The 25,077-nt window shown below is 36.6% G+C and carries 31 protein-coding genes; 20 read left to right on the top strand and 11 right to left on the bottom strand.

Annotated features, from left to right (window positions below; all coding sequences use genetic code 11):
• Positions 1-113: 113 nt before the first annotated feature.
• Both GXK58_RS25845 and GXK58_RS25840 read right to left on the bottom strand, forming a co-directional pair.
• Positions 114-1,118, bottom strand: a complete 1,005-nt coding sequence (locus GXK58_RS25845) for a DUF3231 family protein (RefSeq protein WP_160726043.1) — start codon at positions 1,116-1,118, stop codon at positions 114-116.
• Positions 1,119-1,278: 160 nt separating this feature from the next.
• A complete protein-coding gene (locus GXK58_RS25840) occupies positions 1,279-1,722 on the bottom strand; it encodes a GNAT family N-acetyltransferase (RefSeq protein ID WP_160726042.1) in 444 nt (147 codons plus the stop codon).
• A gap of 129 nt (positions 1,723-1,851) precedes the next feature.
• Between GXK58_RS25840 and GXK58_RS25835 the strand changes: the two genes are divergently transcribed.
• Genes GXK58_RS25835 through GXK58_RS25825 form a run of 3 tightly spaced genes read left to right on the top strand, consistent with a single transcriptional unit; the run spans position 1,852 to position 3,482 of the window.
• Positions 1,852-2,304, top strand: coding sequence for a MarR family winged helix-turn-helix transcriptional regulator (locus tag GXK58_RS25835; protein WP_160726041.1), 453 nt, complete (start codon positions 1,852-1,854; stop codon positions 2,302-2,304).
• 24 nt (positions 2,305-2,328) lie between these two features.
• Positions 2,329-2,847 (top strand): GNAT family N-acetyltransferase, encoded by a 519-nt coding sequence (locus GXK58_RS25830; RefSeq protein WP_160726040.1) that lies wholly within the window; start codon positions 2,329-2,331, stop codon positions 2,845-2,847.
• A gap of 23 nt (positions 2,848-2,870) precedes the next feature.
• Positions 2,871-3,482: an FMN-binding negative transcriptional regulator gene (locus GXK58_RS25825; protein ID WP_160726039.1), complete on the top strand. Its 612-nt coding sequence runs from the start codon at positions 2,871-2,873 to the stop codon at positions 3,480-3,482.
• A gap of 36 nt (positions 3,483-3,518) precedes the next feature.
• Here the strand turns inward: GXK58_RS25825 and GXK58_RS25820 are convergent, their stop codons facing one another.
• Positions 3,519-3,968 carry an Rrf2 family transcriptional regulator gene (locus GXK58_RS25820; protein ID WP_160726038.1) on the bottom strand — a complete coding sequence of 150 codons (450 nt, stop codon included), beginning with the start codon at positions 3,966-3,968 and terminating at the stop codon, positions 3,519-3,521.
• A gap of 189 nt (positions 3,969-4,157) precedes the next feature.
• Between GXK58_RS25820 and GXK58_RS25815 the strand changes: the two genes are divergently transcribed.
• On the top strand, positions 4,158-5,030 hold the full coding sequence (locus tag GXK58_RS25815; protein ID WP_160726037.1) for an SDR family oxidoreductase: 873 nt from the start codon (positions 4,158-4,160) through the stop codon (positions 5,028-5,030).
• A 342-nt stretch (positions 5,031-5,372) separates the two neighbouring features.
• Here GXK58_RS25815 and GXK58_RS27145 read toward each other — a convergent pair whose 3' ends face one another.
• Entirely contained in the window at positions 5,373-5,564 is a 192-nt protein-coding gene (locus GXK58_RS27145; RefSeq protein WP_202171457.1) for a hypothetical protein, read from the bottom strand.
• 299 nt (positions 5,565-5,863) lie between these two features.
• Between GXK58_RS27145 and GXK58_RS25805 the strand changes: the two genes are divergently transcribed.
• A complete protein-coding gene (locus tag GXK58_RS25805) occupies positions 5,864-6,757 on the top strand; it encodes a DMT family transporter (protein ID WP_160726036.1) in 894 nt (297 codons plus the stop codon).
• 120 nt (positions 6,758-6,877) lie between these two features.
• On the opposite strand, the gene panE is transcribed toward GXK58_RS25805, so the two are convergent.
• Positions 6,878-7,792, bottom strand: a complete 915-nt coding sequence (gene panE / locus GXK58_RS25800) for a 2-dehydropantoate 2-reductase (RefSeq protein ID WP_160726035.1) — start codon at positions 7,790-7,792, stop codon at positions 6,878-6,880.
• Between the two features lie 166 nt (positions 7,793-7,958).
• On the opposite strand from panE, the gene GXK58_RS25795 reads away from it, so the two are divergent.
• Positions 7,959-8,384, top strand: a complete 426-nt coding sequence (locus tag GXK58_RS25795; protein ID WP_160726034.1) for a MaoC family dehydratase — start codon at positions 7,959-7,961, stop codon at positions 8,382-8,384.
• Positions 8,385-8,577: 193 nt separating this feature from the next.
• Here GXK58_RS25795 and GXK58_RS25790 read toward each other — a convergent pair whose 3' ends face one another.
• Positions 8,578-9,174 (bottom strand): DMT family transporter, encoded by a 597-nt coding sequence (locus GXK58_RS25790; protein WP_160726033.1) that lies wholly within the window; start codon positions 9,172-9,174, stop codon positions 8,578-8,580.
• A 188-nt stretch (positions 9,175-9,362) separates the two neighbouring features.
• On the bottom strand, positions 9,363-10,109 hold the full coding sequence (locus GXK58_RS25785) for an NADPH-dependent F420 reductase (protein WP_160726032.1): 747 nt from the start codon (positions 10,107-10,109) through the stop codon (positions 9,363-9,365).
• A 222-nt stretch (positions 10,110-10,331) separates the two neighbouring features.
• On the opposite strand from GXK58_RS25785, the gene GXK58_RS25780 reads away from it, so the two are divergent.
• The 4 genes from GXK58_RS25780 (at position 10,332) to GXK58_RS25765 (ending at position 14,735) form a co-directional block, all read left to right on the top strand.
• Positions 10,332-10,691, top strand: coding sequence for a winged helix-turn-helix transcriptional regulator (locus GXK58_RS25780; protein WP_160726031.1), 360 nt, complete (start codon positions 10,332-10,334; stop codon positions 10,689-10,691).
• Between the two features lie 524 nt (positions 10,692-11,215).
• Entirely contained in the window at positions 11,216-11,641 is a 426-nt protein-coding gene (locus tag GXK58_RS25775) for a MarR family winged helix-turn-helix transcriptional regulator (RefSeq protein WP_160726030.1), read from the top strand.
• 218 nt (positions 11,642-11,859) lie between these two features.
• Positions 11,860-13,194 (top strand): NtaA/DmoA family FMN-dependent monooxygenase, encoded by a 1,335-nt coding sequence (locus GXK58_RS25770; protein WP_160726029.1) that lies wholly within the window; start codon positions 11,860-11,862, stop codon positions 13,192-13,194.
• 107 nt (positions 13,195-13,301) lie between these two features.
• A complete protein-coding gene (locus GXK58_RS25765; protein ID WP_202171456.1) occupies positions 13,302-14,735 on the top strand; it encodes a DHA2 family efflux MFS transporter permease subunit in 1,434 nt (477 codons plus the stop codon).
• A 105-nt stretch (positions 14,736-14,840) separates the two neighbouring features.
• On the opposite strand, the gene GXK58_RS25760 is transcribed toward GXK58_RS25765, so the two are convergent.
• Together GXK58_RS25760 and GXK58_RS25755 are read right to left on the bottom strand one after the other, a co-directional pair.
• Positions 14,841-15,305, bottom strand: a complete 465-nt coding sequence (locus GXK58_RS25760; RefSeq protein WP_160726028.1) for a low molecular weight protein-tyrosine-phosphatase — start codon at positions 15,303-15,305, stop codon at positions 14,841-14,843.
• A 199-nt stretch (positions 15,306-15,504) separates the two neighbouring features.
• Complete coding sequence (locus tag GXK58_RS25755; protein WP_160726027.1) at positions 15,505-16,266, bottom strand: CPBP family intramembrane glutamic endopeptidase; 762 nt, start codon at positions 16,264-16,266, stop codon at positions 15,505-15,507.
• A 235-nt stretch (positions 16,267-16,501) separates the two neighbouring features.
• Here GXK58_RS25755 and GXK58_RS25750 point away from each other — a divergent pair, with 235 nt between their 5' ends.
• Positions 16,502-18,181: a CoA-disulfide reductase gene (locus GXK58_RS25750; RefSeq protein ID WP_160726026.1), complete on the top strand. Its 1,680-nt coding sequence runs from the start codon at positions 16,502-16,504 to the stop codon at positions 18,179-18,181.
• 154 nt (positions 18,182-18,335) lie between these two features.
• Here GXK58_RS25750 and GXK58_RS25745 read toward each other — a convergent pair whose 3' ends face one another.
• Complete coding sequence (locus GXK58_RS25745; protein ID WP_160726025.1) at positions 18,336-19,109, bottom strand: SagB/ThcOx family dehydrogenase; 774 nt, start codon at positions 19,107-19,109, stop codon at positions 18,336-18,338.
• Between the two features lie 170 nt (positions 19,110-19,279).
• Complete coding sequence (locus tag GXK58_RS25740) at positions 19,280-19,462, bottom strand: hypothetical protein (protein ID WP_160726024.1); 183 nt, start codon at positions 19,460-19,462, stop codon at positions 19,280-19,282.
• A 347-nt stretch (positions 19,463-19,809) separates the two neighbouring features.
• Here GXK58_RS25740 and GXK58_RS25735 point away from each other — a divergent pair, with 347 nt between their 5' ends.
• The 9 genes from GXK58_RS25735 to GXK58_RS25695 all read left to right on the top strand — a co-directional run bounded on the left by GXK58_RS25735 (position 19,810) and on the right by GXK58_RS25695 (position 25,009).
• Positions 19,810-20,073: a metal-sensitive transcriptional regulator gene (locus tag GXK58_RS25735; RefSeq protein WP_160726023.1), complete on the top strand. Its 264-nt coding sequence runs from the start codon at positions 19,810-19,812 to the stop codon at positions 20,071-20,073.
• An 83-nt stretch (positions 20,074-20,156) separates the two neighbouring features.
• Positions 20,157-20,384 (top strand): sulfurtransferase TusA family protein, encoded by a 228-nt coding sequence (locus GXK58_RS25730; protein ID WP_160726022.1) that lies wholly within the window; start codon positions 20,157-20,159, stop codon positions 20,382-20,384.
• Positions 20,385-20,438: 54 nt separating this feature from the next.
• On the top strand, positions 20,439-20,918 hold the full coding sequence (locus tag GXK58_RS25725) for a DsrE/DsrF/DrsH-like family protein (protein ID WP_160726021.1): 480 nt from the start codon (positions 20,439-20,441) through the stop codon (positions 20,916-20,918).
• Between the two features lie 41 nt (positions 20,919-20,959).
• Positions 20,960-21,322, top strand: coding sequence for a rhodanese-like domain-containing protein (locus tag GXK58_RS25720; protein ID WP_160726020.1), 363 nt, complete (start codon positions 20,960-20,962; stop codon positions 21,320-21,322).
• Between the two features lie 22 nt (positions 21,323-21,344).
• Entirely contained in the window at positions 21,345-21,641 is a 297-nt protein-coding gene (locus tag GXK58_RS25715; protein ID WP_160726019.1) for a rhodanese-like domain-containing protein, read from the top strand.
• A gap of 49 nt (positions 21,642-21,690) precedes the next feature.
• Complete coding sequence (locus tag GXK58_RS25710) at positions 21,691-22,269, top strand: sulfurtransferase TusA family protein (RefSeq protein WP_160726018.1); 579 nt, start codon at positions 21,691-21,693, stop codon at positions 22,267-22,269.
• 73 nt (positions 22,270-22,342) lie between these two features.
• Positions 22,343-23,470, top strand: coding sequence for an MBL fold metallo-hydrolase (locus GXK58_RS25705; RefSeq protein WP_160726017.1), 1,128 nt, complete (start codon positions 22,343-22,345; stop codon positions 23,468-23,470).
• 72 nt (positions 23,471-23,542) lie between these two features.
• Entirely contained in the window at positions 23,543-24,319 is a 777-nt protein-coding gene (locus GXK58_RS25700; RefSeq protein WP_160726016.1) for a sulfite exporter TauE/SafE family protein, read from the top strand.
• 189 nt (positions 24,320-24,508) lie between these two features.
• Complete coding sequence (locus tag GXK58_RS25695; protein ID WP_160726015.1) at positions 24,509-25,009, top strand: arsinothricin resistance N-acetyltransferase ArsN1 family A; 501 nt, start codon at positions 24,509-24,511, stop codon at positions 25,007-25,009.
• Positions 25,010-25,077 lie beyond the last annotated feature (68 nt).

Raw genomic sequence — 25,077 nt, 5'->3', positions numbered from 1 at the left:
GAAAGTAAAAGAGATAGCGTAAGCTATCCCTTCGAAATCAGTTTCTTACTCTACTTGAATAGTTGATATTTTAAATCTATCACACACAATAGTGAACATTTAACTTTAAATAGTTATTTTTTCTTTGCAATTTCTGTTCTATTAGGTGCAAGGGGAGGTTGTTCCAACCATTTATTGTTCACCATGATTTTAAACCAGTTTTTTGTAAGCATAAGATTTTGTAAAATAGTTGCCTCATAAGTGGCCACGAGGTCTGTTCGCATCGATCCTGCAAGACCTGCCCCATGATAAGTTTGTGCAGCTTGGAACAAAAATCCCATGTGGTAAAGTAATAACTTATCAGAAAATGGAGAGTCAGTTGAAGTGGTAACTTCTGTTTCCAGAGATTTCGGTACTGGTAAGTTATCAGCTTGCAATATTTTTGCAAATGCTCTTATTTGATTATCAGCAGTTTGCTCAGATTCAGTTAAAAATTTTCTTACCTCTTTCGATTGAGCCACCTGGCTGAAGGCAATAGAAAGGGTCTTAGACAGAATACTTTTTTTAAGGTTTAAAGAAATACTAATGATTTCAGTCGCCGCAAGGGTTCTGCCCTTGCCAAAAAAACCATCTTTGAAATCATTGCTTGAAATACTTTCAGGATGTTCATATGGATAATATAATGGATCTCTCTGAAAAAGACCTTTTTCAAGCAATAACTCAACCGTTTGATGGTACATTTTTTTGGCATCGTTATCACATGAGTCGTAAAAATCCCTTAAGTCTTTCCTTACAGAAATACATAATGCAGTGCTATGCCCTAATAAACCATGTAAGGTCATTACGTGTAAATAATTCAGGCAGAATGCATCTGAAAACAATCTCTTTTTTCCTAAATACAGGTCGGTTTCATTAAATCCAATTGGAACAGGAAATCCTTCTTTCTCGAGAAAAGTCTTAATTTGTTTCTTTTGTTGTTCAAATGTTTTGAGAGCATCATTAAAAACCGCTTTTATTGCATCATCTTCAATAATGGAGTACATATACCTATTTATTATATCTACCGCTGTTCCGTTTACGTACTCACCCCACAAGGAACCAATTTCAGCAGATGTAAGTTTTAATTGTTCCGTATCCATTTCTTCACCTCCCTAGTATTATTTCCGATTTGAGAAATAGTATAATCTTCTTATGAACCAACAAAATTTGATGTACCGAGGTCTCATTGTATAGAAAAAGTAATACCAAGGGTTAATATTAAATTTCCTAAAACATAGAGTGGATATTTTTTAGACCTTTTTATAACTTAGTAGGTATTTCTTTTAACATTAAAATATGTGGGATTCCATCTTCCATAAATATATCGGATGAAGTCCGATAGCCCAGTTTTTGATAAAAACCCTCTGCATGTGTTTGTCCGTGTAATTTAACCTGGGATACTCCCTGTTCTTCTGCGATTTCTTCTAACGCTTTTATAATGATTTTTCCAAGACCAAAATTACGGTAAGGTTCAAGGATGCAGATTCTCTCCAATTTACCAACACCATCTATAAACCTTATCCTCCCTGTACCTACCGATGTTTCATTATAATGAACTAAAATGTGTTCGCATAGGCCGTTTAGTGTATCAAATTGATCAAATTCATCTTTTAGTGGTACACCTTGTTCCTCTACAAATACTTGTTTTCGAATAGCAAATGCTGCCTTTAGCTCTTCATCCATCGTAATTCTTTTTGCATCCATTTTTTTTCACTCCAATTAGATTAATTTGACTATGATAATTTTGTTGCAAATGCAATAAAATTAGTTTAAATTTAATCTATATCACTTTTATAGTAATTGCAACAAAAAAGTGTGGTGAAGGAGATCGACATGAAAGATATCTTACGAGAAATTGGAATGATCGCAAGGGCATTAGATTCTATAAGCAATATAGAATTTAAAGAATTTGACCTTACAAAAGGGCAGTATTTGTACTTGGTGCGAATATGTGAAAACCCAGGAATCATTCAAGAAAAGGTAGCTGAGATGATAAAAGTAGATCGAACAACAGCCGCTCGTGCTATACAAAAACTTGAAATGAATGGTTTTATTGAAAAGAAAGATGATCAACATAACAAAAAAATAAAAAGGCTTTTTCCAACAGAGAAAGGGAAAATGGTTTATCCTTCTATAAAAAAAGAAAATGATTATTCCAATACCGTTGCATTAGAGGGATTTTCCGGAACAGAAGTAGAGACCATTTTCGATCTTCTTCAAAGAGTAAGAAAGAATATAGAAAAAGATTGGGAATTTGTAAAAAAGGGAAACAAGAGAAATTATTGAATAGATAAAGGAGCACATAATCATATGACTTTTATTATAAAAAAATGTACCCCCGCAGATTCACGCCTGCTTCAAGAAATCAGTTATGTAACATTTAATGAGACTTTTAAGGAGCAGAATACACCTGAAAATATGAATGCTTATTTGGAAAAAGCATTTAACTTAATCCAATTAGAAAAAGAATTGTCCAATAACTCTTCGCAATTCTTCTTCGTTTATATTAGTAATGAAGTCGCTGGATATTTAAAGGTGAATATCAATGATGCTCAGTCCGAAGAAATGGGTGATGAATCACTTGAGATTGAGAGGATTTATATAAAGAAAGAATTTCAAAAACATGGGCTTGGTAAATACCTTTTTAACCAAGCTATGGACATTGCGACGGAACTTAGTAAAAAGAAAATCTGGCTGGGCGTATGGGAAAAAAATGAAAATGCGATTGCTTTCTATAAGAAAATGGAGTTTGTTCAAACGGGAGCTCATTCTTTTTATATGGGTGATGAAGAACAAATAGACTTTATTATGACCAAAACACTCCGATAACTTTTTTGTAAGGGGGAATCACTTTGTATATACCTAAACACTTTAAAATCATTGATGAAGGCACAATTTATGATTTTATTGAAAAGTATAGCTTTGCCACTTTATTTTCACAGCATAAAGGAGAACCCTGCGCTACACATCTTCCACTGATATTGAATAAAAATGAAAATGCTTTATATGGTCATTTTGCACGTCCGAACGAACAATGGAAGGATGCTGAAAACCAACAAGTTCTTGTGATTTTTCAAGGTCCGCATTGTTATATTTCTCCTTCTTGGTACGAATCTATGAAGGCTGTACCCACATGGAATTATGTGTCTATCCATGTATATGGAAAGATGGAGATCATCGAAGATCAAAAAGTAATCTTTGATTCTTTAAATGATATGGTAAATAAATATGAAAGTCCGGCTAGTCCATACCAATTAAGTGATGTAAACCCCAGTTTTATTGAAGGCATGAGTAAAGGGATTGTAGCATTCAGAATAAACATTACGAAAATGGAAGGCAAAGCTAAATTGAGTCAAAATCATCCTGTGGAACGCCAAGAGTTAATTATTAAGGCACTAGAAAACACATCCCATCAAGATAATCTACAGGTTGCCGAACTGATGAAGAAAAATTTAAAGATATAAAGAAAATTAAAACGACATTCAAGGAGGAATGTCGTTTTAATTACTTAACATATTATTATTTGATTCTTTTTCAATAATATCTTTCACCACGTCCTCAATGGTAACATTCCCAAGAGCCTTTTCCAATGCTGTTTGAGCGATTGTAAGCAATGGTTCAATTGCGCATTGAATATTCCTGCCGACCGGACAATCAGGATTTGGATTTTCATGTATGCTAAACAACTCATTTTCTTGGACGACATTAACCGCTTTATAGACGTCAAGTAATGTTATATCCGATAAATCCTTCGCTAACTCAGCCCCTGCAATACCTGGCCGCACCTTAATCAGCTCTGCTTTTTTTAGCATTCCCATAATTTTTCTGATCACGGCTGGATTTGTGTTTACACTTCCGGCTAGAAATTCAGATGAGCTTACCTCGCCTTTATTTATTTCAATAAGAGCTAATATATGAATTCCGACAGCAAATCGGCTGCTGATTGACATGTGTAGTCACATCCTCTAATATCAATTCTGTTGTTTTTATCGTGTAATTAAATTGATTACAAGTTTATTATACCAAAATACGAACAAAATAATAACTAATCCTTCCTGTTGACAAAATGGTTACAGGTGATTAAACTAAATACATGTAATCAAGATTGTTACAGCTATAAAGAACTGGAGGGAATATAAATGAAAATATTAGTTACTGGAGCAACAGGAAAATTAGGTTCAAAAGTGGTAGATTCATTATTAAAAGCAATACCTGCAAGTGATTTGGCAGTGAGTGTTCGAAACCCAGAGAAAGCAGAGGGTCTTCGTGCCCGTGGAGTAGAGGTTCGACAAGGAGATTTTGACCAGCCGGAAACTCTAGATCATGCTTTTAAAGGGATAGACCGCTTGTTAATTATTTCTGCGGATGGTGACAATGAAACTAGAATTCGTCAACATACGGATGCGGTCAACGCAGCTGCGCGTGCAGGGGTTAAATTTATTGCTTACACAAGTCTCGCAAATGCATCAGAAAGCAAAAATTTAATGGCGCCGCCTCATGTGGCGACGGAAGCAGCCATCATTAAGACGGGTATCCCTTATTCTTTCTTGCGTAACAATTGGTATTTGGAAAATGAAATCGGAAGCATTCAAGGTGCGCTTGCCGGAGCTCCATGGGTAACAACTGCCGGAGAAGGTAAAGTGGGCTGGGCATTGCAGCAGGATTACGCAGATGCAGCGACAGCGGTTCTTGTAGGAAACGGTCACGAAAATACAGTATATGAACTTTCTGGCCCTCTTTTAACACAAGAAGAATTAGCCTCTGCTCTTGGTACAGTATTGGGCAAAGACGTACCTGTACAACAAGTAAGTGACGAAAAATATGCAGAGATCATGAAAGGGTTAGGGTTACCTGATTTTGTGATTCCGATTGTAGTAGGAATTCAAGAAAGTATTCGCAATGGTTCACTAGCAGTTGAAAGCAATGATTTTGAAAAAGTTCTTGGTCGTCCAGTAACACCTATCAATGAAGCCTTGGCCCAACTTGTTAATGGAATTACACAAACAAAATAGTATTTGAGACTAAATGCCTGTGACGGGTTCTAATTTTTTTATGAATGAATATGACAAACCGACCTTGGTAATTAGGTCGGTTTTTTTTAAGAGATACATAGAATGAAAAATGCTATTGCTGTTTAAAAGGGATTTATTTTTTGTCATATTTGTTCCAAAGACAAGGTAAAAGACATAAATAGAGGGTTCTAAATAATCCTTAGAATCCCTCGAAATAACACTATGCAGCTTTTGAAGAATTAGTATCATCCGCCCTCTAAGGATACACTAACAAGAATCAAAGGATGTTTTGTGTATAAGGACGTAATTTATTAACGGAATATTTATTATAGAATACACTTATTATTTCTTCTTGTGAGATGGTGGTTTAGGAGGTTTAGGTTTAGGAGGCTTAGGTTTAGGAGGTTTAGGCTTAGGCTTGGGTTTAGGAGTAGGTTTAGGGGTAGGATTAGGTGTAGAGGACTGACAAGGCTCACAATACTTAAAAGGCTCACTAAATTTAAATTGACCATTAGATTGATCAGATTGACTCATACAAACTCCTCCTTTCTATAAGCTACAATAGTTTATGAAACTTTGGTTCAATCTGAAACTGACAAGCATGGAATTATATACAAAATGTCAAATAATCGTGAAGGGGCAATTAAATGGCAACAGATGGACTTGCCGTTTAACAGAGTGTTAGAATAATAGGTATTGTGGAAGGTTCACCAAGGGTGGACTTTCCTGTTTTTTTAGTTAATATCAAAGAATGTCCATGCTTTTCGTAGTTTTTAAACTTAGCACTCCGAAATGTAATATGAAAAAATTATATAACAGGGGGGGAAACATGAATGAATGGTATGATGTTATTTTTATGTATTATTTGGGGTTTTAATTTTGTTGTAATGAAAATGGGTAATGACGTGTTCCCACCTGTTTTGTTTGCTGCCTATCGATTTTTGCTTGGTGCAATTGTACTCTTTGGCTTAACCTGGTTTAAAAAAATTCCTCTTCCGGGTAAACGGGAACTTAAATGGTATATTCTATGCGGCATTTTGCAGACAACATATTTTAACATTGCGATCCAAATTTCTTTAAATTATATAAATGCAGGGCTTACTTCTGTTCTTACCTATAGTATGCCGTTGTTTCTTTCACTTTTTGCTCATTATTTCATTCCTGGAGAAAAATTAACTTCTACTAAGACAGTTGGAATCTTGATTGGGATATTGGGGCTGTTTTTATCAATGGATATTCATTTTGGAGAAAATATATGGGCTCCTATTCTAGCGTTAAGCTCTGCCATAACATGGGCTCTATCCAGTTTGATTTTCAAAAAGAAATTGCAAGGCTGTGACACAGTTCAATTTACTACCTGGCAAATGGGCGCGGGAGCTATTGGCTTATTTTTGTATTCTTTTAGTTTTGAACAAGGCCAGTCACATTGGAGTCTAATGGCTGTAGTATATCTTTTATATTCTGGAATTTTGGCTTCTGCTTTAGCGTTTGTCATATGGTCTAATATTCTTGCCAAGATGGAAGCCAGTAAAGCATCCATTTCTTTACTAATTGTCCCCGTAGTCAGCACGCTGTCAGGGTTCCTTTTTTTAAAGGAAAGTTTGAATGCTATTGCATTGCTTGGAATAATTTTGGTGCTTTTAGGTGTGTGGCTGGTAAATAGTACAGGTCTTGCACATATACGATTAAAAAATCATTCACTCTTAACAGGCAAAAAAGATAATTGAAAAAATACTAATCTTAAAAGCTACAATTATTAAAAAAAATACCGGGCTGCTATAAAAGGCAGCCCTTTGTTTGTTATAGGTAGGGACTGAGTAGTTTGTAACTACTTATTGGTAATTATTTTAAAGCATTACTTCGTATACTTTTAAATTTTGATAAATAGCTCTTAGTAACGGTGCTTCTATCTCGAATTGTTTGGCTAATCCCAACAAATATCCTTGCAAATGCTCACCTTCAATAAGTAAACCTTTTTCCATATCTCGCTGCATAGAAGTTTTAAAATTATAAGAAAGGCTATCTATTAATTTCATCTGTTCTTCCACAATATTATCAATAATGGGAGCTTTGCACGCTTTCATAATCGTTGTTATTTCCTCAAATAGATTTCTAATAAAGTCTTTGCCGCCATTGCTTTCGCGAATGGGTCCTATTGGTGCACGCATAAGTGTCGTAACACCTGACATAACGGTAATTAGTAAATATTTATGCCATATTTCTTGCATAATTTGATTACTCAAAACAAAATCTGCTTTTGTATTACTGAATGTATCAGCAATTTGGTGGATGCGATCTGTCTCCTGAGATCCAAGTTCACCAAATACAAGTCGATCAAAAGTACTTGAATGCATAACTTCGCCTGTTTTATTTAATGTTGTTTCTATAGAACATAAGCCTCCAATAACTTTATTCTCACCAAATGCTTCTTTTAATGGAGAGAGGTGGGCTACACCATTTAATAACGGAATAATTACTGTATTATCACCGACAAATGGCCTCAAATCGAGCATTGCTTCTTCTAAATGATAGGCTTTTGTTGAAAATAACACGAGATCGAATGGTTCGGTAACATCAGTTTTTGTTATCAGTTTTGGTGCAAATGAGAAATCACCTTTTACACTGTGAATAACTAATCCATTTTTCTCAAGCTGTTTTTTTCGTTTTGAACGAACGAGAAAAACAACGTCTTCTCCTTTTTCTACTAAACGACCACCAAAATAGCCTCCGATTCCTCCAGCGCCTAAAACTAAAATACGCATATACAACTCTCCTTAACCAAATTCATATTGAATCTATTATATTATAGGAACTAACCATGTTCATATAAATAAGGCTATTAATAGAAAATTGAGTATTTTTTCACTTATGAGTATGTGGTGTTAAAATAAACAAGGGCAAAAACGATGACAAAATAGAGGTGTAAAAATGAAGTTAGACGAGTTTACAAAAGGACAAGTGTTCGAAACTAAATCATTTAAATTAACAAAAGAAGATATTATGAGGTTTGCAGGTGAATTTGACCCTCAATATATGCATCTGGATGAGGAAAAGGCAAATCAGGGAAGGTTTAATGGAATTATAGCTTCTGGTATACATACGCTAGCCATTTCTTTTAAGCTTTGGATTGAAGAAGGTTTCTATGGTGAGGATGTCATTGCTGGAACACGGATGAATAATATTAAATTTATAAAGCCAGTGTATCCTGAAGATGAATTACATATAATTGTTGAGGTTCTTGATAAGAAAGCAACAAAAGATGAAACAGGTATCCTCACTGTCTTGTTATCTACATTTAATCATAATGAAGAAAAAGTTTTTGAGGGCGACCTGTCCGTCTTGATTAAGCGATGAATGTCATTCAATAATGAAAAATATCATATTGAAAGAACAGGGCAGGCCCTTGAAGAAGTATACCGAAAAAGGACCTACAGACAAGGTCCTTTTTCGATGTTGATGAATTAAAATTGTGAATTTAATCAATCATCCAATAAAGTCGTTGCCAATATAAAGAATAAATTTTCCTGTGTGTTATCAGGTAGTTAGGTTAAACTTTTAGATTTTCCTCCGATGCCGGTGCAGGTCGCTTGTTCAGACGAAAATTCACTGACAAATATAACCCAGCAAATACAAAGAGTGCAGGAATCACATTGAAAGTGTTAATTCTCTCCCCCAATAAGATGGAGGCTTGAAGATATCCTGCAATCGGTAAGTAAAACCAAAGTATCATCGCAAAAATGGATACACCAATTACCGACCATACAAGATATAAAATCAGATTCTGATCTTGAATAGAGCGATTTCCGAATAGGGAGGAAAGCAGTGCAACCAGAAACGGATTAACCACGACAGCTAGATTAAAAAATCCTGATGAAACTGTTTGTAACGCCCAAAAGCCACAGCCGAGATATAGCGAAGTGTTAAAAAACCCTAATAAAATTAATGGCTTCCATTCTCGTTTGTGGGGCAGTGGATATTTCACCCGTCTAAACCCATAAATATATAACAATAAGAGAATTCCAGCTAAAATAAAACGAATGGTCCCCATAGTTAACGGTGGGGATGAAAGCAAGCCAAATTTCACAGAGACAGCACCAGATGCCCATAGGATGGTAAATAATATACCAAGCAGCACAATATTCATTTTCTTCTCCTCCCAAGATATACTATTATTTAACAATTTTAATTTAAAATTATAGCTTACGAGAACAAGTATTAATATTCAGGATTGTTTGGCGGCAAAAAGGAAAGAGGCACACATATTTCTTCAAAACTTTATGGGGATATATAGATATAAAATAAGGTGCGCTCTAACTGAGTGCACCATTTGTTTTATGAATTGTATATTTCTCTGTTTAAATTCACAATATCCTTATTTGAAAATTCAACTTCTATTTTTTCTGCAAGGAGCTCTGCAAACCTTTCCATCACCTTGTCTCGTAGTAAGGGTGCTTTTTCTTTATTTGCCTTTTTCAATGCTTTCGTGAGCTCATCTTTTGTTAGCTCTGTGCAGTAAGCAGGAGTTCCTGGCTGTTGTCTCCAAGAGTCACTTAAAGAACCACTATCTACTGCGTCGAAGCCTAGCTCGTTTGCTACGTCCATAACTACTTGTTTTTGTGATGGGTCATTACCAGCAACTGCCATCGCAATTCGTCCACTAGAATCTTCGGATGTTCCTTCATTTTCTAAAGTATAGGCTAATAAGTTGTTGAAAGCTTTAATGATAGGTCTGCCTAATTGATTTGAAACCCAAACACTTTCAACCATCCCGTTCTCGATTTCTTCCATTTTGCCGTCTCTATAAGGATAATAATTTGAAGTATCTACAATGATTACTTCCTGCCCGACTAGATCGATAATGTTCCGAATGCTCGGCAGTGCTTTTATAGGGAGAGATATTATAAGAACTTCAATATTTTTTATTGCATCCTCTACAAGCACAGGTGTTCCAGCAAGCTCTTTTCCTGCTAAACGTTCAATTCCTCGTGCATCTGCAATTTTGACATCATGTCCATTCTTAACTAATTTTTTAGAAATAATTGACCCAATTGGTCCTGCACCAATAATTCCAAATCTCATTATTTTTCCTCCTAAAGTATTTGTATATAAAAGAATTATTCTGCTTAAAGTTACACAATCATATGTTTATTCAAACTGTAAACATATATTAGATAATAAAAACGTATTGAGTATTTTTGTTACATATACTAGAATAAAATGATTTCTCATCTTTTTGAAGTAGGCAATAAAAATTGACGTAGTACATTTTTTTGTACTTAACAGTAGAAAGCAGGTAAAAAGGTGTCTAGGATATGCAAGGATGGATTTGACAAAGAGTGTATAAAGGAACAAAGAGAAGTTTATGGCATTGCCTATACCCAAAACATACTTTCTGGGCGTTGGAAATATATTATTCTTTGGTATTTAAAGACCAAAGAGCGTCGTTATAGTGAAATTAAAGCTTTTCTATGGGATATCTCACAGGGTTCTCTTACAAAGCAACTTCGAGAATTAGAAAGTGATGGCTTAATAAATCGCAAAGTTTATCCAGAGGTTCCTCCTCGAGTAGATTATTCATTAACATCAAAAGGGAAAGAATTCATTCCTATAATTGATTTGATGGAAGAGTTCGGGAAGAAGTTCGGGGAGCAGGTAGACTAACCAAAGCGTTCACATTCATCATTTACAATTTACCCCAAAATTTAAATGGTGATAAAGTCATAGTGCAGGAGGAGAGATCGTTCTAACGGAAGTTTTTTCTTTTACGATAAAAGTTTGTGAAGAAATGTATTAAAGTAACGGAGGAAGATGTAAAAATCCTAAGCTGTCATTGTGGCAGCTTTTTTGCACTAACCAAGCTATTAAGTACAAAATAATGTACTACGGCAATTTATATTGCCCTCTTTAAAAAAATGAGAATTGGTTTTATTCTAGTGTTTGTAACGAAATTCTCTATACAACAAGTTGATAGGCAAACGGTGTAATAAACAGAATCTGGACTTTTCAGTATGAAACAGCTGATGGGGGATCAAAGGTTCCATTTTATTGTTGGATATATACTTTTGACCTCCGTTCTAGATAAATTCAGCCCGATAAAATGTGTGGAGGTCCCTTAAATTGACAACTAAATTTCCACCATGATATAGTTAGCACGCTAAATATATTTTAGTAGTGGAGGCATACCTATGAACGATAAGGTTGATTGCGATATTCGTCAGTCATTAGATAAAATTTCATTTCAAATGCGTCGAGATTATAATGAAAGTCTAAGAGAACTTAATCTTTATGTAGGTCAAGATAATTTACTCTCTCGATTGTGGTTAGGTGATGGGGTGACACAAATGCAGCTCTGTGAACATTTAAAATGCGAACCGCCTACGGTAACAAATATGGTTAAATCATTGGAGCAAAACGGATTTATATATCGTAAACGTGATGAACATGATGCAAGGGTTATGCGAATTTATCTAACAGGTAAAGGAAAAGAATTAGAGAAACCAGTTCGGTTTAAATGGAAACAGCAGCAAGAAAAATTACTCCATTCAATTTTACCGGAAGAACGCTTAATCTTAAGGGAACTTATGAAGAGAATGGAGAGAAACTTGTTTTAAGTTTTCTCTATATGGATATTTAGCATGCTAAATAATTATGTAGCAACCTAAATATTAAATAGTTCTATATCGTGAAAAACTGTCCTTGCTTGGTAATAACCAACAAATTAGTTAGCATGCTAAATATTATTTGATTTTTTCCGATCTATTGAAATTTGATTGGAAACAGGCTCTTTTGGTTACTTGAAGCCTATTTAAAAATAAAGGAGAAGAGATATATGAAAAAAAGAAAAGAGATGCAACTAGCACTACAAATGGTTTCTGGATACGGAGCCGAATTCAGTGCTTGGAGAATGCCTGGTACCGACCCAGCAGCCTACACAAATACGGATGGTTATGTGGAGCGAGCTAAATTAGCTGAAAAAGGAAAATTTCAAATGATCTTTATCGCTGATACTCCAGCATTAACCGTCGACTTATGTCCTCAGACTCCTAGTTTCCCTATGGACCCTATGTTAGCACTAATGGCTGTTGCCAGAGAAACGAAACATATTGGGCTTGTTGCTACCATATCCACGACATTCAATTATCCATACAACATAGCTCGTCAATTTAAAGCACTCGATGTTATAAGTCATGGACGTGTAGGATGGAATGCAGTCACCACATCCGAGCCATTAGCTGCAGCAAATTTTGGTGCTCGAGTTGGAAACCGGAAAGAACGATATGACATGGCTCATGAATCCATCCAAATTGTCCAAGCATTGTGGGGGAGTTGGGAACCAGACGCTTGGACGTTAGATGTAGAAGGAGGGCAATTTGCCGACATGGACAAAATTCAGCCTATCAATCTTGGAGGGCAGTATTATGCATCTCGTGGTCCTTTGCCAATCCCACCCTCTGAGCAAGGTCAGCCAGTTATTTTCCAGGCAGGTGGAGGGGAAGAGGGATTGGAATTGGCAGGGAGGAACGCATCTGGTGTCTATGCAAATCCTTATGATATAAAATCTGCTCGTGAACACAGGCATGCGCTTCGACAAAATGCTGCTCGTTTTGGGCGAAATCCCGATGACATCAAGATGTATGCAGGTTTTATGTTTTCCCTCGGTTCAACTGAAGAAGAAGGTTTAGAAAGAAGAAGACAACTTATGAGTTTTAATCCCGAGGAGATTCCAAGTAGGGTAAGTTACCTTGGTTCCATGGTTGGGTTACCAATATCAGTGAATTCGGTTGATATTGATCAACCTTTATCAGCTGACTTGTTGAAAAAGGCATATGCCAACCCAATGGATCCTCGTTCCCACAGAGCTTTAGAGCTGCTAAAAAAAGGGCTATCCATTCGAGATGTTCTTGCCCATGGGGTCATTAACTATCATCCGGTAGTTGCAGGTACCCCCGTACAAGTTGCTGACTTCTTGGAAGAATGGTTTTTGGCTGGTGCATGTGACGGCTTCTCGGTTGTTCCTGATATAGCCTATGATGGTGTTGCTGATTTTGTGGACCTGGTTGTCCCAATTTTGCAAGACCGCGGTTTGTTCCACAGGGATTATGAAGGAAAAACACTTCGCGAGAATATGGGAGTTCCTTATCAATACGGAAGGCTGAAATATTAAAATAATTAATAGAGAAGACAGCCCTTCATGCTTAAGTAATTAAACAAACAAGGATTTGCAAAAAAATAAACTATTATTAAATAAATCGATTTATAGGAGATATAGAGATGAAAAAATACAATACGCGTGCCATCTTGGCATCGCTTCTTATCTGCGGCTTTGTTGGCATGTTTAGCGAGACTGCTCTAAACATAGCAATGACTAATTTAATGGAAGTGTTCCAAATTTCGGCCGCAACCGCACAGTGGTTAACAACCGGGTTCTTGCTGACTCTTGGCATTTTAATGCCAATGAGCGGGTTGCTGCTGCAGATGTTTACGACGAGGCAGCTGTTCACAGGTTCACTAATTAACTTAATAGTAGGTACATTGATTGCGGCACTCGGTTTTAATTTCGAAATGTTGATGTTTGCTAGAGTTTTACAGGCAGTAGGCATGGGATTGTTGCTTCCGCTCATGTTCAATACCATTCTTGTTATATATCCGCCGGAAAAGCGGGGTGCGGCAATGGGATTCGTCGGACTCGTTATCATGTTCGCACCAGCAACCGGCCCGACCATAGGCGGTCTATTAATTGAATATTTAACATGGCATTATATATTCTGGTTCTCGCTGCTGTTCCTGATTGTTGGATTGTTGATAGGATTGAAGTACTTGGAGAATGTCACCGATGTCACGAAGCCCCGTATCGATCTGCTGTCTGTCGCATTGTCAACGACCGGCTTTGGAGGAGTTGTCTTCGGTTTCAGTAAGGCAGGCGAAGGGTCTGAAGGATGGGGCAGCGTAGTTGTGCTCACTTCAATCATTGTTGGGCTCATCGCGCTGGTGCTGTTCGTACTGCGGCAGAACGTTATGCGCAATCCAATGATGAATCTGAGCGTTTTCAAGTACCCAATGTACGTCGTTGGGCTGCTCCTGGTACTGTCGTGTATGTTAACCATTATGTCGAGCATGATTATCCTGCCGATGTTTCTGCAGACTGGTACAGGACTGTCTGTATTCACTACTGGACTCATGCTTTTGCCGGGCAGCGCGCTGAACGGTATCCTCTCCCCGCGTATGGGGAGCTTGTTCGATAAATATGGACCGAAATGGCTCGTTATTCCCGGACTCGTGATTGTAGCAGTCATGTTATGGTTCTTTACTACCCTATCTCCTGCTTCTTCAGTGGTCTTTATTGTTGCTTTGCATATCGGGCTCATGGTTGGGGTAGGCATGATATGGATGCCTGCCCAAACGAACGGGCTAAATCAATTGCCGCCGGAGTTATACCCGCACGGCACGGCAGTTATGAACACATTGCAGCAGGTCGTGGGCGCGATTGGAACAGCGGTCGCAATCAGTTTACTTACAAGCGGTATGGAGAAATATTTGCACAGATCCTCCGCCCCGACCAAGCAGACTGAAATTGCAAATGCGATGATATCGGGTTCACAAAACGTGTTCCTGTTTACCATGTTCATAGCATTGATTAGCCTGATCATTGGGTTCTTCATCCGCCGTGTCGCAACCAACAACAAGGTGATGAATTCGCCACATTGATGATTTGTTGCTGTGTTCTTTTAAGTGGCTTTCGTAATAAGGTAGGTCACTCAGGATAATGATAGAAGGGCTCTACTGACAAAAAAAAGGCCGCCTATCAAGGCGTTATAAATTTTGTTCCCAGCGTATTTTATTGAGTAATGCGCGGCATCCAGATGAAACAAGTCTATAGGTTTCATCAAAATCCCCTGTGAAAAATGGATCTGGGACATCTTTTCTGTATTTGGTCAGGTCTAGCAGCCTAATTATCTTTGGATGATTTGACTTGCCGGTTATTCTGTAAATATTTTTTATGTTGCTTTCATCCATACCGATTATATAATCGAATTTCCTAAAGTCTTCTTTCCTTAGTTTGCGTCCAATTAACCCATTAGAAGAGATATTGTATTTCTTTAAAATATTAAGAGTTCCTTCGTGCGGAGGGAAGCCTATTTGCCATGAACTAGTTGCCGCAGAATCAACTGCTATTTTGTTAGATAAATTTTCTTTTTTGACTAACCTGCGAAAAAAAGCTTCAGCCATCGGTGAACGGCAAATATTGCCTAGGCATACAAATAAAACGTTAATCATGTACTTAACCCCTTTTAATTTGGATGATTTTATTTCTGTTTTAATAGGTTTTTTAAAATGAATGTTGTAATTGCAGAATATGAACAAAATAGAAATATGGAACGGTGTTTGATTTTTTAATCGGGGGTCTTGATCCAATAAGGATTAACCTTTTTTCATGAATAAATTGTGAGACAGCGGAAAACGGCTAGAGGGATCCCTAGCCGTTTTTTCGTAAAAATTTGTTTCGCAGCAAATATATAAACAAGAACATAAACAAAGGAACAATGTAGCTGATTATTTCTAGAAGCATGGATTGCTGTCCGTATTTCGTGATTATAATTCCCTTATTTGAGCTGCCGAGGGGTCCGTTAAAGATGCCATAGCAGACATTCAGCCCCCAATGGATGCCGGTGTCCGCCCAAAGCGAACCGGTTTTAAAAATGGCATAGGTTAACGATAGTCCGAGGATAAGAGAAAACAGCATGTTGGTAATACGGAACCCTTCATTCCAGGAGTCGTCTAGGGTATAAAGTATAAGGGAGATGATAAACACCCATTTTAAAGGAATTCTCTCTTTTAAATGCCCAAATACAAAACCTCGGACAATGATGTCATTTAAAAAGGATCCAACAAAAAATGTGAGTATCACCATCAAAAGTGACATGAACATTCCAGGAAACGACTTAACACCCGTAATCTCAAATCCTCCAAAAACATAAACGAGTATGTACTTCTTCAGCCAAAATGAAAAACCGATAATAAAACCAATTATCATATTTTTATACCATTTTGGATGAAAGCTGATTCCAATCTTTTTATACTCTTTTACCTTTGTTAGGATTAAAATTCCCTTCAATAATGGGAAAAACAAAAGGACTAATAAAACCTGTAGAAAAAATTGGCCTGATTTTGCAATTCCCATGTTCAAATACAAATCCAGCATAATGAAGCCTAGTACTACTTTAACGTAATAACTCATATAAATCCTCTTATTCTTTTTATTATTATGATAAGGAAAAAATTGGGTGGTGCCTAGTGTTTTTTCGAATTTAAATATCCAAACTTTGAAGAATATGTGAAATCCTCTTGAAAGGACTTTACATTTTTTTAAAAGAATATATAATACCCCTATAGGTATAAAACCCATACGGGTATTCCTAAATAAAATAACATTATAAAGTATATTTAACCTATATAAATTTGGAGGGAATTACATGACACAAAAAGTCATTATCGTAGGTGGAGTAGCGGGGGGAGCAACAGCTGCTGCAAGATTAAGAAGAATGAGTGAAGATGTGGAAATAATACTCGTTGAACGTGGAGAGCACATTTCATTTGCAAATTGCGGATTACCCTACTATATAGGTGAAACTATCAAGGATCGAAGTAAATTATTAGTACAAACTGTAAAAGGAATGTCAGAACGATTTAACCTTGATATCCGTAATTTAAGCGAAGTAGTTAATATAAATCCTAAAGCCAAAAACGTTACTATAAAGAACTTACAAACTGGTGAAGTGTACGAGGAATCCTATGATAAGTTATTATTATCACCAGGAGCAAGACCGATCGTACCACCTATCCCTGGATTAAATGAGAACGAGACCTTATTTACTTTAAGGAATATTCCGGATACTGATAAAATCAAAAACTATGTTGATGCCAAAAATCCTAAAAAGGCAATTGTGATTGGCGGCGGGTTTATTGGTATAGAAATGGCTGAAAACTTAGTGGAAAAAGGAATCGACGTTACCATTATTGAAATGGCTAATCAAATTATGGCCCCAATCGATTTTGAAATGGCTAGCATTTTACACACGCATATAAAAGAAAAAGGCGTAAAGTTATTTTTAGAAAATGGTGTCAAATCTTTCGCTGCCAATGGAAAAAAGGTTATCCTTTCTGATGGAACAGAAATCGAAACAGATATGACCATTCTATCGATCGGTGTCAGACCGGAAAATGAGTTAGCTAAGGCTGCGGGATTGGAGCTAGGAGAGCGTGGGGGAATGGTTGTAAATGAACTTCTCCAAACTTCTAATGAAGATATTTATGCCGTTGGGGATGCAGTAGAGGTTGTAGATTATATTAGCGGTACGAAGGCAATGATCCCACTTGCAGGACCAGCAAACCGCCAAGGACGAATTGCGGCTAATAATATGATGGGCAAGAGGGAGAAATACAAAGGAACATTAGGTACTTCCATTGCGAAGGTGTTTGATTTAACAGTTGCAGCCACTGGTAACAATGAAAAATTATTGAAACGACTAGGTATTTCCTATGAAGTCGTTCATATACATCCAAGTTCACATGCCGGCTATTATCCTGGAGCAGCACCGATTTCTTTAAAATTAATTTTTGATAAAGAAACAGGAAAGATCCTTGGGGCACAAGCGGTTGGAGCTGACGGGGCCGATAAGCGGATGGATGTGATCGCAACCGCTATTAAAGGTGGATTAACGGTTGAAGATTTAACAAATCTGGAATTGTCGTATGCACCACCATATTCTTCAGCAAAAGATCCTGTAAATATGGCTGGCTATGTGGCTACTAATATCATGGAAGGCGAATTAGAAACAATACAGTGGCATGAAGTTGACCAAATAGTTGCAGAAGGCGGACTTTTAATTGACGTTCGTGAGCCAATGGAGCGCGAATTTGGATTTATTAAAGGTTCCATTAATATTTCTTTAAATGATTTAAGGAATCATTTGGAAGAACTTCCAAAGGAACAAACCATTTATGTCAGCTGTCAAGTTGGATTAAGAGGATATTTAGCGAGCCGCATTTTAAGTAATAACGGGTTCAAGGTTAAAAATGTGGATGGCGGCTGGAAAACTTATTCCTCTGTATACGGAAGCAATATCGTCGAAACCAAAACAAATGAAAGGTAATTAAGTTTTGGATTGAAAAGAAATAAAGAGGGATCAGTTGATAATAAACATTCTAAGCACCTTAAGGTACTTAGAATGTTTATTTATTTTAATTATCGATCATACAATCCATACCAGTTTCTTTTTTCATACTAGCTACACAATCTTTGGGCACTTACTTGCAATGAGGTATCCGTTTTTTTCCTACTGCGCCAAGGAAAAGGACAAATTCTTCATCTCCATCTAAACCTAGTACATCGTCGATTAGCTTTTGGTCATAGATACCGATAGCACAAGCTCCTGCATCGATGGATTCACTTGCTAAATATAGGTTTTGCGATACATGTCCGATATCGATCAGAATTTTTTTATGTGCTGAAATATCATATTTCCACTCCGAACGGTATGGAATTGTACTCCAAGCAAACACCACGGAAGCCTTTTTAGCGAAATTAGGGACAAAAGGCTGATCTAGAGTAATGGCATCAATTTTTTGATCAATTTCATTTAATTCGAACATAAATAAAAGTTTATGTTCCACGGGAAGATATCTGTAAATTCCTTGTTGAATTCCGTCTACTCGCATAATGAAAAGATATGTTTCAAAGGTATGTGTTGCACCACTGCATGGTACAGTTCTAATGGTAAATCCATTCTTAGTTGTACTTGTTATTCCTTGGGTAGCCCATAATAGATAGGATAACTCCTCAAGACTTAAACTGTCCTCAGAATAAAACCTTGTACTCCTTCTTTCCTTTATACATTCATAAATATTTTGACTTTTTATCACGTTCTTGCTAACTTCTGGCAGTTCAATCATGATAGATGAAGTGGAATAAGGCTTAACGATTGGTGGTTTTGGCAGACCCTTTATCTTATCTGTTTTTATGTGTTTAAATTCAAGAAAGTTAGACTTTAAGAAACTTCTTTGCTGTTCATATCGTCCCATGTTAGTACCTCCTAAGTTGTCTTCGCCTTATGAGGATATACCCGTTTAGGTATAAATTTCTGTGATATGTATCATAGTTACTAATTTGTTCACAAATATTTGACAAAAAGAGTAGGATACTGGTCAATAAAAAAAAAACGAAGGTAGCGATCATCGGCTACCTTCTAGTTTTAATTTTTAAAACTTGCATTACTTTCAATATATGTTTCAAAAGCTGGATGAAATTCCTTTTGATAATGATTTTCCGGACATGTTTTAATGACAATTGATTTTAATACGTTGGAATTTTTTGTTTCTAGTACTTTATTGCATGTAGGACAATGTTCATTAAATAATCTTTTTAATAAATGCATACCCAGCCTCCTATCCATCTAATTCCTATGAGTATACTATGGATTATAAACCTTTTTTATGAATTTTCAATAGTTTTATATCATTTTTATTGTATGGACGATAAGGCATCATGGTGAATAATTGATTATTATCTAATTCCTTTGAATTAACGGGAATATCTACTTGACAGTATACCCTTATGGGTATAAAATATAACTTGTCGATGCTGTTCCTTATCAAGGAAGTTTTAGATGCATTTCTAGTTGCATGTACGATGTACTCGGATATACTATAATTAGGCCAAACACATTAATGCTTAAGGAAAATAGATTAAAAATACAAATCAATAGATAAAGGAGGAAAAGACGTGGATTACAATGAACAAATCAAAAATAGAGTGAAACGTATTGAAGGCCAGGTAAGAGGAATTCTAAGAATGATGGAAGAAAATAAGGATTGTAAAGAAGTCATCACCCAGTTATCTGCTGCAAGAACTGCTATTGATCGTACAATTGGTGTGATAGTTAGTTCTAATTTAGTGGAATGCGTTCAAAGAGCAAATGATACTGGGGACAAAAGCATGGAAGAATTGGTAGCAGAAGCTGTTAATTTGCTAGTAAAAAGTCGATAAAAAAGGGTTGACACCCTCTTTTATTTTTATTAACATAATACCCATAGGGGTAAAGGTAATTTACACAAAGGAGGAAACAAACAATGAATATAGTAAAATTATTAGATGCAAAAGGCTTAGCGTGTCCAATGCCAATTGTAAAAACAAGAAAGGCGATCAATGAAATTGAATCTGGTGAAGTTTTAGAGATTCATACAACGGATAAAGGGGCTAAAAATGATCTGACTGCCTGGGCAAAATCAGGAGGACACGATTTATTAAAATTCGAAGAAGAAAATGGAATTTTGAAGTTTTGGATAAAAAAGGGATAATTTTTTTTGGTTAATATAATACCCTATTGGGTATAAAAATCAGGAGGTAACTACATGACTGAAAAGAAGAAAACAACGATCGTTTTATTCAGTGGAGATTACGATAAAGCAATGGCAGCCTATATCATTGCCAATGGTGCAGCTGCATATGACCATGAAGTAACCATTTTTCATACATTTTGGGGATTAAATGCACTTCGTAAAAATGAAAAAGTTCCGGTGAAAAAAGGATTTATGGAGAAATTGTTTGGAAAAATGATGCCTAAAGGAGCAGATAAAATGGGTCTTTCCAAAATGAATTTCGCCGGTTTCGGTCCTAAAATGATTAAGGATATTATGAAAAAACATAACGCAATGACACTGCCTCAATTAATCGAAATGGCGCAGGAACAAGATGTAAAACTAGTAGCATGTACCATGACAATGGATTTGTTAGGTCTTAAACAGGAAGAGTTATTAGAATCAATCGAATATGCAGGAGTGGCTGCGTATTTAGGAGATGCAGAGGAAGGTAATGTCAATCTGTTTATTTAAAACAATAGGGGGATTCCTCCTATATAAAAGGAGGTTTGCAAATGGAATATCTAAATTATCTTATTATCGCGGCAATTCTATTCATTATGATTAAACGTTTTTTACCAACTAAAGGTGTTAACAATATTTCGACAATAGAATTGAAATCAGAATTGAATGACAAGAATAAACAATTTGTTGATGTCCGCACACCTGGAGAGTTTAAAGGAAACCATATTAGAGGTTTTAAAAATATCCCTCTTAACCTACTTGCCGGGAAAGCAGAAAAAGAACTTTCAAAGGATAAGGAAGTTATTGTTATATGTCAAAGTGGGATGAGAAGTGGGCAGGCAAGTAAGATTCTTAAAAAATTGGGATTTTCAAAAGTAACAAATGTCAAGGGTGGCATGAGCGCTTGGTCTTAAACAATAGAAGGAGGACTATAAAATGAAAAGAACAACAGCAAAAGAGGTTGAAACATTATTAAATGAAGGAAAGAAATTAAATATCATCGATGTACGTGAAGTGGATGAGGTTGCAGCTGGAAAAATCCCAGGTGCTGTAAACATTCCTTTAGGATTAGTTGAGTTTCGCATGCATGAATTAGATAAATCCAAAGAGTATATCATGGTATGCCGTTCAGGAGGCAGAAGCGGCCGTGCTGCGCAATTTCTTGAAAGTTACGGATTTAATGTAATCAACATGGATGGTGGAATGCTTACATGGGAAGGTAAGGTTGAATAAATTTTTTTAAGAAAAATAATACCATTATAGGTATTTAGGAGGAATTAAATTGGAAAACTTGAAATCAAACGTCATATTAGATGCCAAGGGACTAGCATGCCCAATGCCTATCGTTAAAACAAAAAAAGCAATGAATACCTTGGAGGCAGGACAAGTATTAGAAGTTCAAGCGACAGATAAAGGATCCAAAGCGGACATGAAAGCATGGTCTGAAAGTTCTGGTCATCAATATTTGGGAACGATCGAAGATGGCGAAGTATTGAAGCATTATCTTCGCAAATCTTCTAACGATGATGCCACTGAAAACAAACATCCAAATGTTATCAATAATGAAGATCTTGAGGGAAAACTTGTAGCAAATGAAAACATCGTCATTATCGATGTAAGGGAAGCGGCAGAATATGCTTTTAACCATATTCCCGGTGCACTCTCAATTCCATTAGGTGAGTTGGAAGAAAAAATAAATGTAATAGATAAACAGGATGAAATTTTTGTGGTTTGTCGAACAGGCAACCGCAGCGATCTAGCTGCACAAAAATTATCGGATATTGGTTTTATAAACGTAATTAATGTTGTACCAGGTATGAGCGGATGGACTGGTAAAGCAACAGGTATTAACCATAAATAAACGTATCAATATACTAACTTTCTAATTATCATATTTTTTTAATTATAAAAATACCTTGGGGGGTAAATAGAGAATGGCTGTTAACGTAATGACCTCAAAAGAAGTAACGGAAAAAGTAATTAATAAAGAAGAGTTATTTATTCTTGATGTTCGAAATGAAAGTGATTTTAACGATTGGAAAATCGAAGGAGAAAACTTTAATTATTTAAATGTTCCCTATTTTGAATTGCTTGATGGTGTAGAAGAGATCATTGAAAAAATCCCTACTGATAAAGAGGTTCTTGTGGTTTGTGCAAAAGAAGGTTCTTCCGTTATGGTAGCTGAAATGCTTTCTGAAGCTGGTTTAACCGTCGCTTACCTTAAAGGTGGAATGAAAGCATGGAGTGAGCATTTAGAACCGGTTAAAGTCGGAGACCTAAATAATGGCGGTGAAATTTATCAATTTGTCCGAATCGGTAAAGGATGTTTATCTTATATGGTGGTGTCAAACGGTGAAGCAGCACTGATCGATGCAACACGTATGACCGATATCTATCTTGATTTTGCCGAAAGCATTGGCACGAAAATCACACACGTATTTGATACGCATCTTCATGCGGACCATATTTCAGGAGGTCGACAAATCGCCGAAAAAACAGGTGCAACGTATTGGCTGCCGCCTAAAGATGCAACAGATGTAACCTTTGATTACCAACCATTTGAAGACGGAAATGACGTAAAAATCGGAAATACTATTATTAATATTCATGCATTATATTCTCCAGGTCACACGATTGGTTCCACTTCCTTTGTAGTAGATGAAAAGTTCTTGCTATCAGGCGATATTTTATTCATTGATTCCATCGGAAGACCGGACCTTGCAGGTATGGCAGAAGACTGGGTAGCTGATTTAAGAGAAACGCTTTATAAACGTTACAAAGAATTGTCTGAAGAGCTTACCGTTCTTCCAGCACACTTTATGATTATTGATGAATTAAATGATGATGGCAGTGTGGCTGAAAAATTAGGAACCCTATTTGCGAAAAATCATGGTCTAAATATCGAAGACGAAGATGATTTTAGAAAAATGGTAACGGAAAATCTTCCGCCACAGCCAAATGCGTATCAAGAAATTCGTCAAACCAATATGGGGAAAATCAATCCAGACATTGATCAACAACGAGAAATGGAAATTGGACCAAATCGCTGTGCAGTTCGATAAATCCCAGATTGAAAAAGTGATAAAAATATAGGGAACCAGTAAAGGTTCCCTTTTTTTAATAAGGAGGACACCATGGATATTAGCTTTATCATAACGATCTTCCTAATTGGATTTGTTGGATCATTTATTTCAGGGATGTTAGGTATTGGTGGGGCGATTATCAATTTTCCCATGTTATTGTACATTCCAGTTTTACTGGGGGTAGGTCATTTTACTGCACATGAAGTTTCAGGGATTACGGCTATCCAAGTTTTCTTTGCGACCATTGGCGGTGTTATGGTTTACCGTAAAGGTGGATTCTTAAATAAAACTCTGATTACCTACATGGGAATAAGTATTTTGATTGGAAGCTTTATTGGAGGATTCAGCTCAACTCATATGCCGGAAAGTGGAATCAATATTGTTTATGGAATTTTAGCCTTGATAGCTGTAATCATGATGTTTGTACCCAAAAGAGGGATTGATGATATTCCATTAGAACAAGTCAAATTTAACAAGTGGCTTGCTGCACTATTTGCTTTCATCGTCGGGATTGGAGCTGGTATCGTTGGTGCTGGAGGTGCATTCCTATTGGTGCCAATTTTGCTTACGGTGTTAAAGATACCGACAAGAATGACCATTGCCTCATCCTTAGCTATTACACTTATTTCATCTATTGGAGCGGTTACTGGAAAAATTTCAACAGGACAAGTGGCAATTCTGCCTTCTGTTATCATGGTTTTTGCCAGTTTAATTGCTTCACCTATTGGAGCGAATGCTGGAAAAAGAGTGAATACGAAAGTTTTGCAACTCATTATGGGGATTTTAATTTTTGCTACTGCAATCAAAACATGGTTGGAAATTTTATAAGAAGATTGAAGAGCGTGGGCTTGTTATATTTTTTACGGGAGGAAAAATATAGTAACGTTAAATGAAAGTTGGGAGCCTGTGGGCTTCCATTTTCTTATTGCGCAAAAGGAATAGGGTAGATTATGGAGGGATTCTGAGATAATATATAGAATATTGAAGGATATTTTTTATGTATAGGGAGGACTAATTATGGCATCAATCAATATGATCCGTAAAGCATCGGAATCCGATATAAGTTCTATACTAGAAATCTACAATCAGGGGATTGAAGATCGAATCGCTACACTTGAGGAGGAAACAAAGGATTATGCCTATATGAAAGAATGGTTCGAAAGACATCAAGGGCGATATAGGGTGGTGGTAGCTGAACAGGATGGCAGCGTTAGAGGATGGGCATCTTTAAATCCATACAGCAACCGCCGTGCGTATGACGGGGTCGCGGATCTTTCGATATACATATCAAGGGACCATAGAGGGAGTGGTTTGGGAAAGCAGCTGCTCGCTGAAATTGAAACCATTGCAGCAACTAACCACTTCCATAAAATCGTCCTCTTTACCTTCCCCTTTAATCGTTCAGGACAAGGACTATATAGGAAAATGGGTTACCGCGAAGTCGGGGTATTTCAAAAACAAGGGAAGCTAGACGGCGTATTTGTGGATGTCATGGCGATGGAAAAATTACTGGGATAACCTGCGGGTTATCTTTTTGTGCGACGGGCAGTCGCATAGAGTGTTGACCTAGTCAACACTCTTCTTTT

This window comes from Bacillus sp. USDA818B3_A (genome assembly GCF_009928415.1).
Taxonomy (GTDB): Bacteria; Bacillota; Bacilli; order Bacillales; family Cytobacillaceae; genus Neobacillus.
Note: the sequence above shows the minus strand (reverse complement) of the source record. Positions and strands in the feature narration are given on the sequence as shown.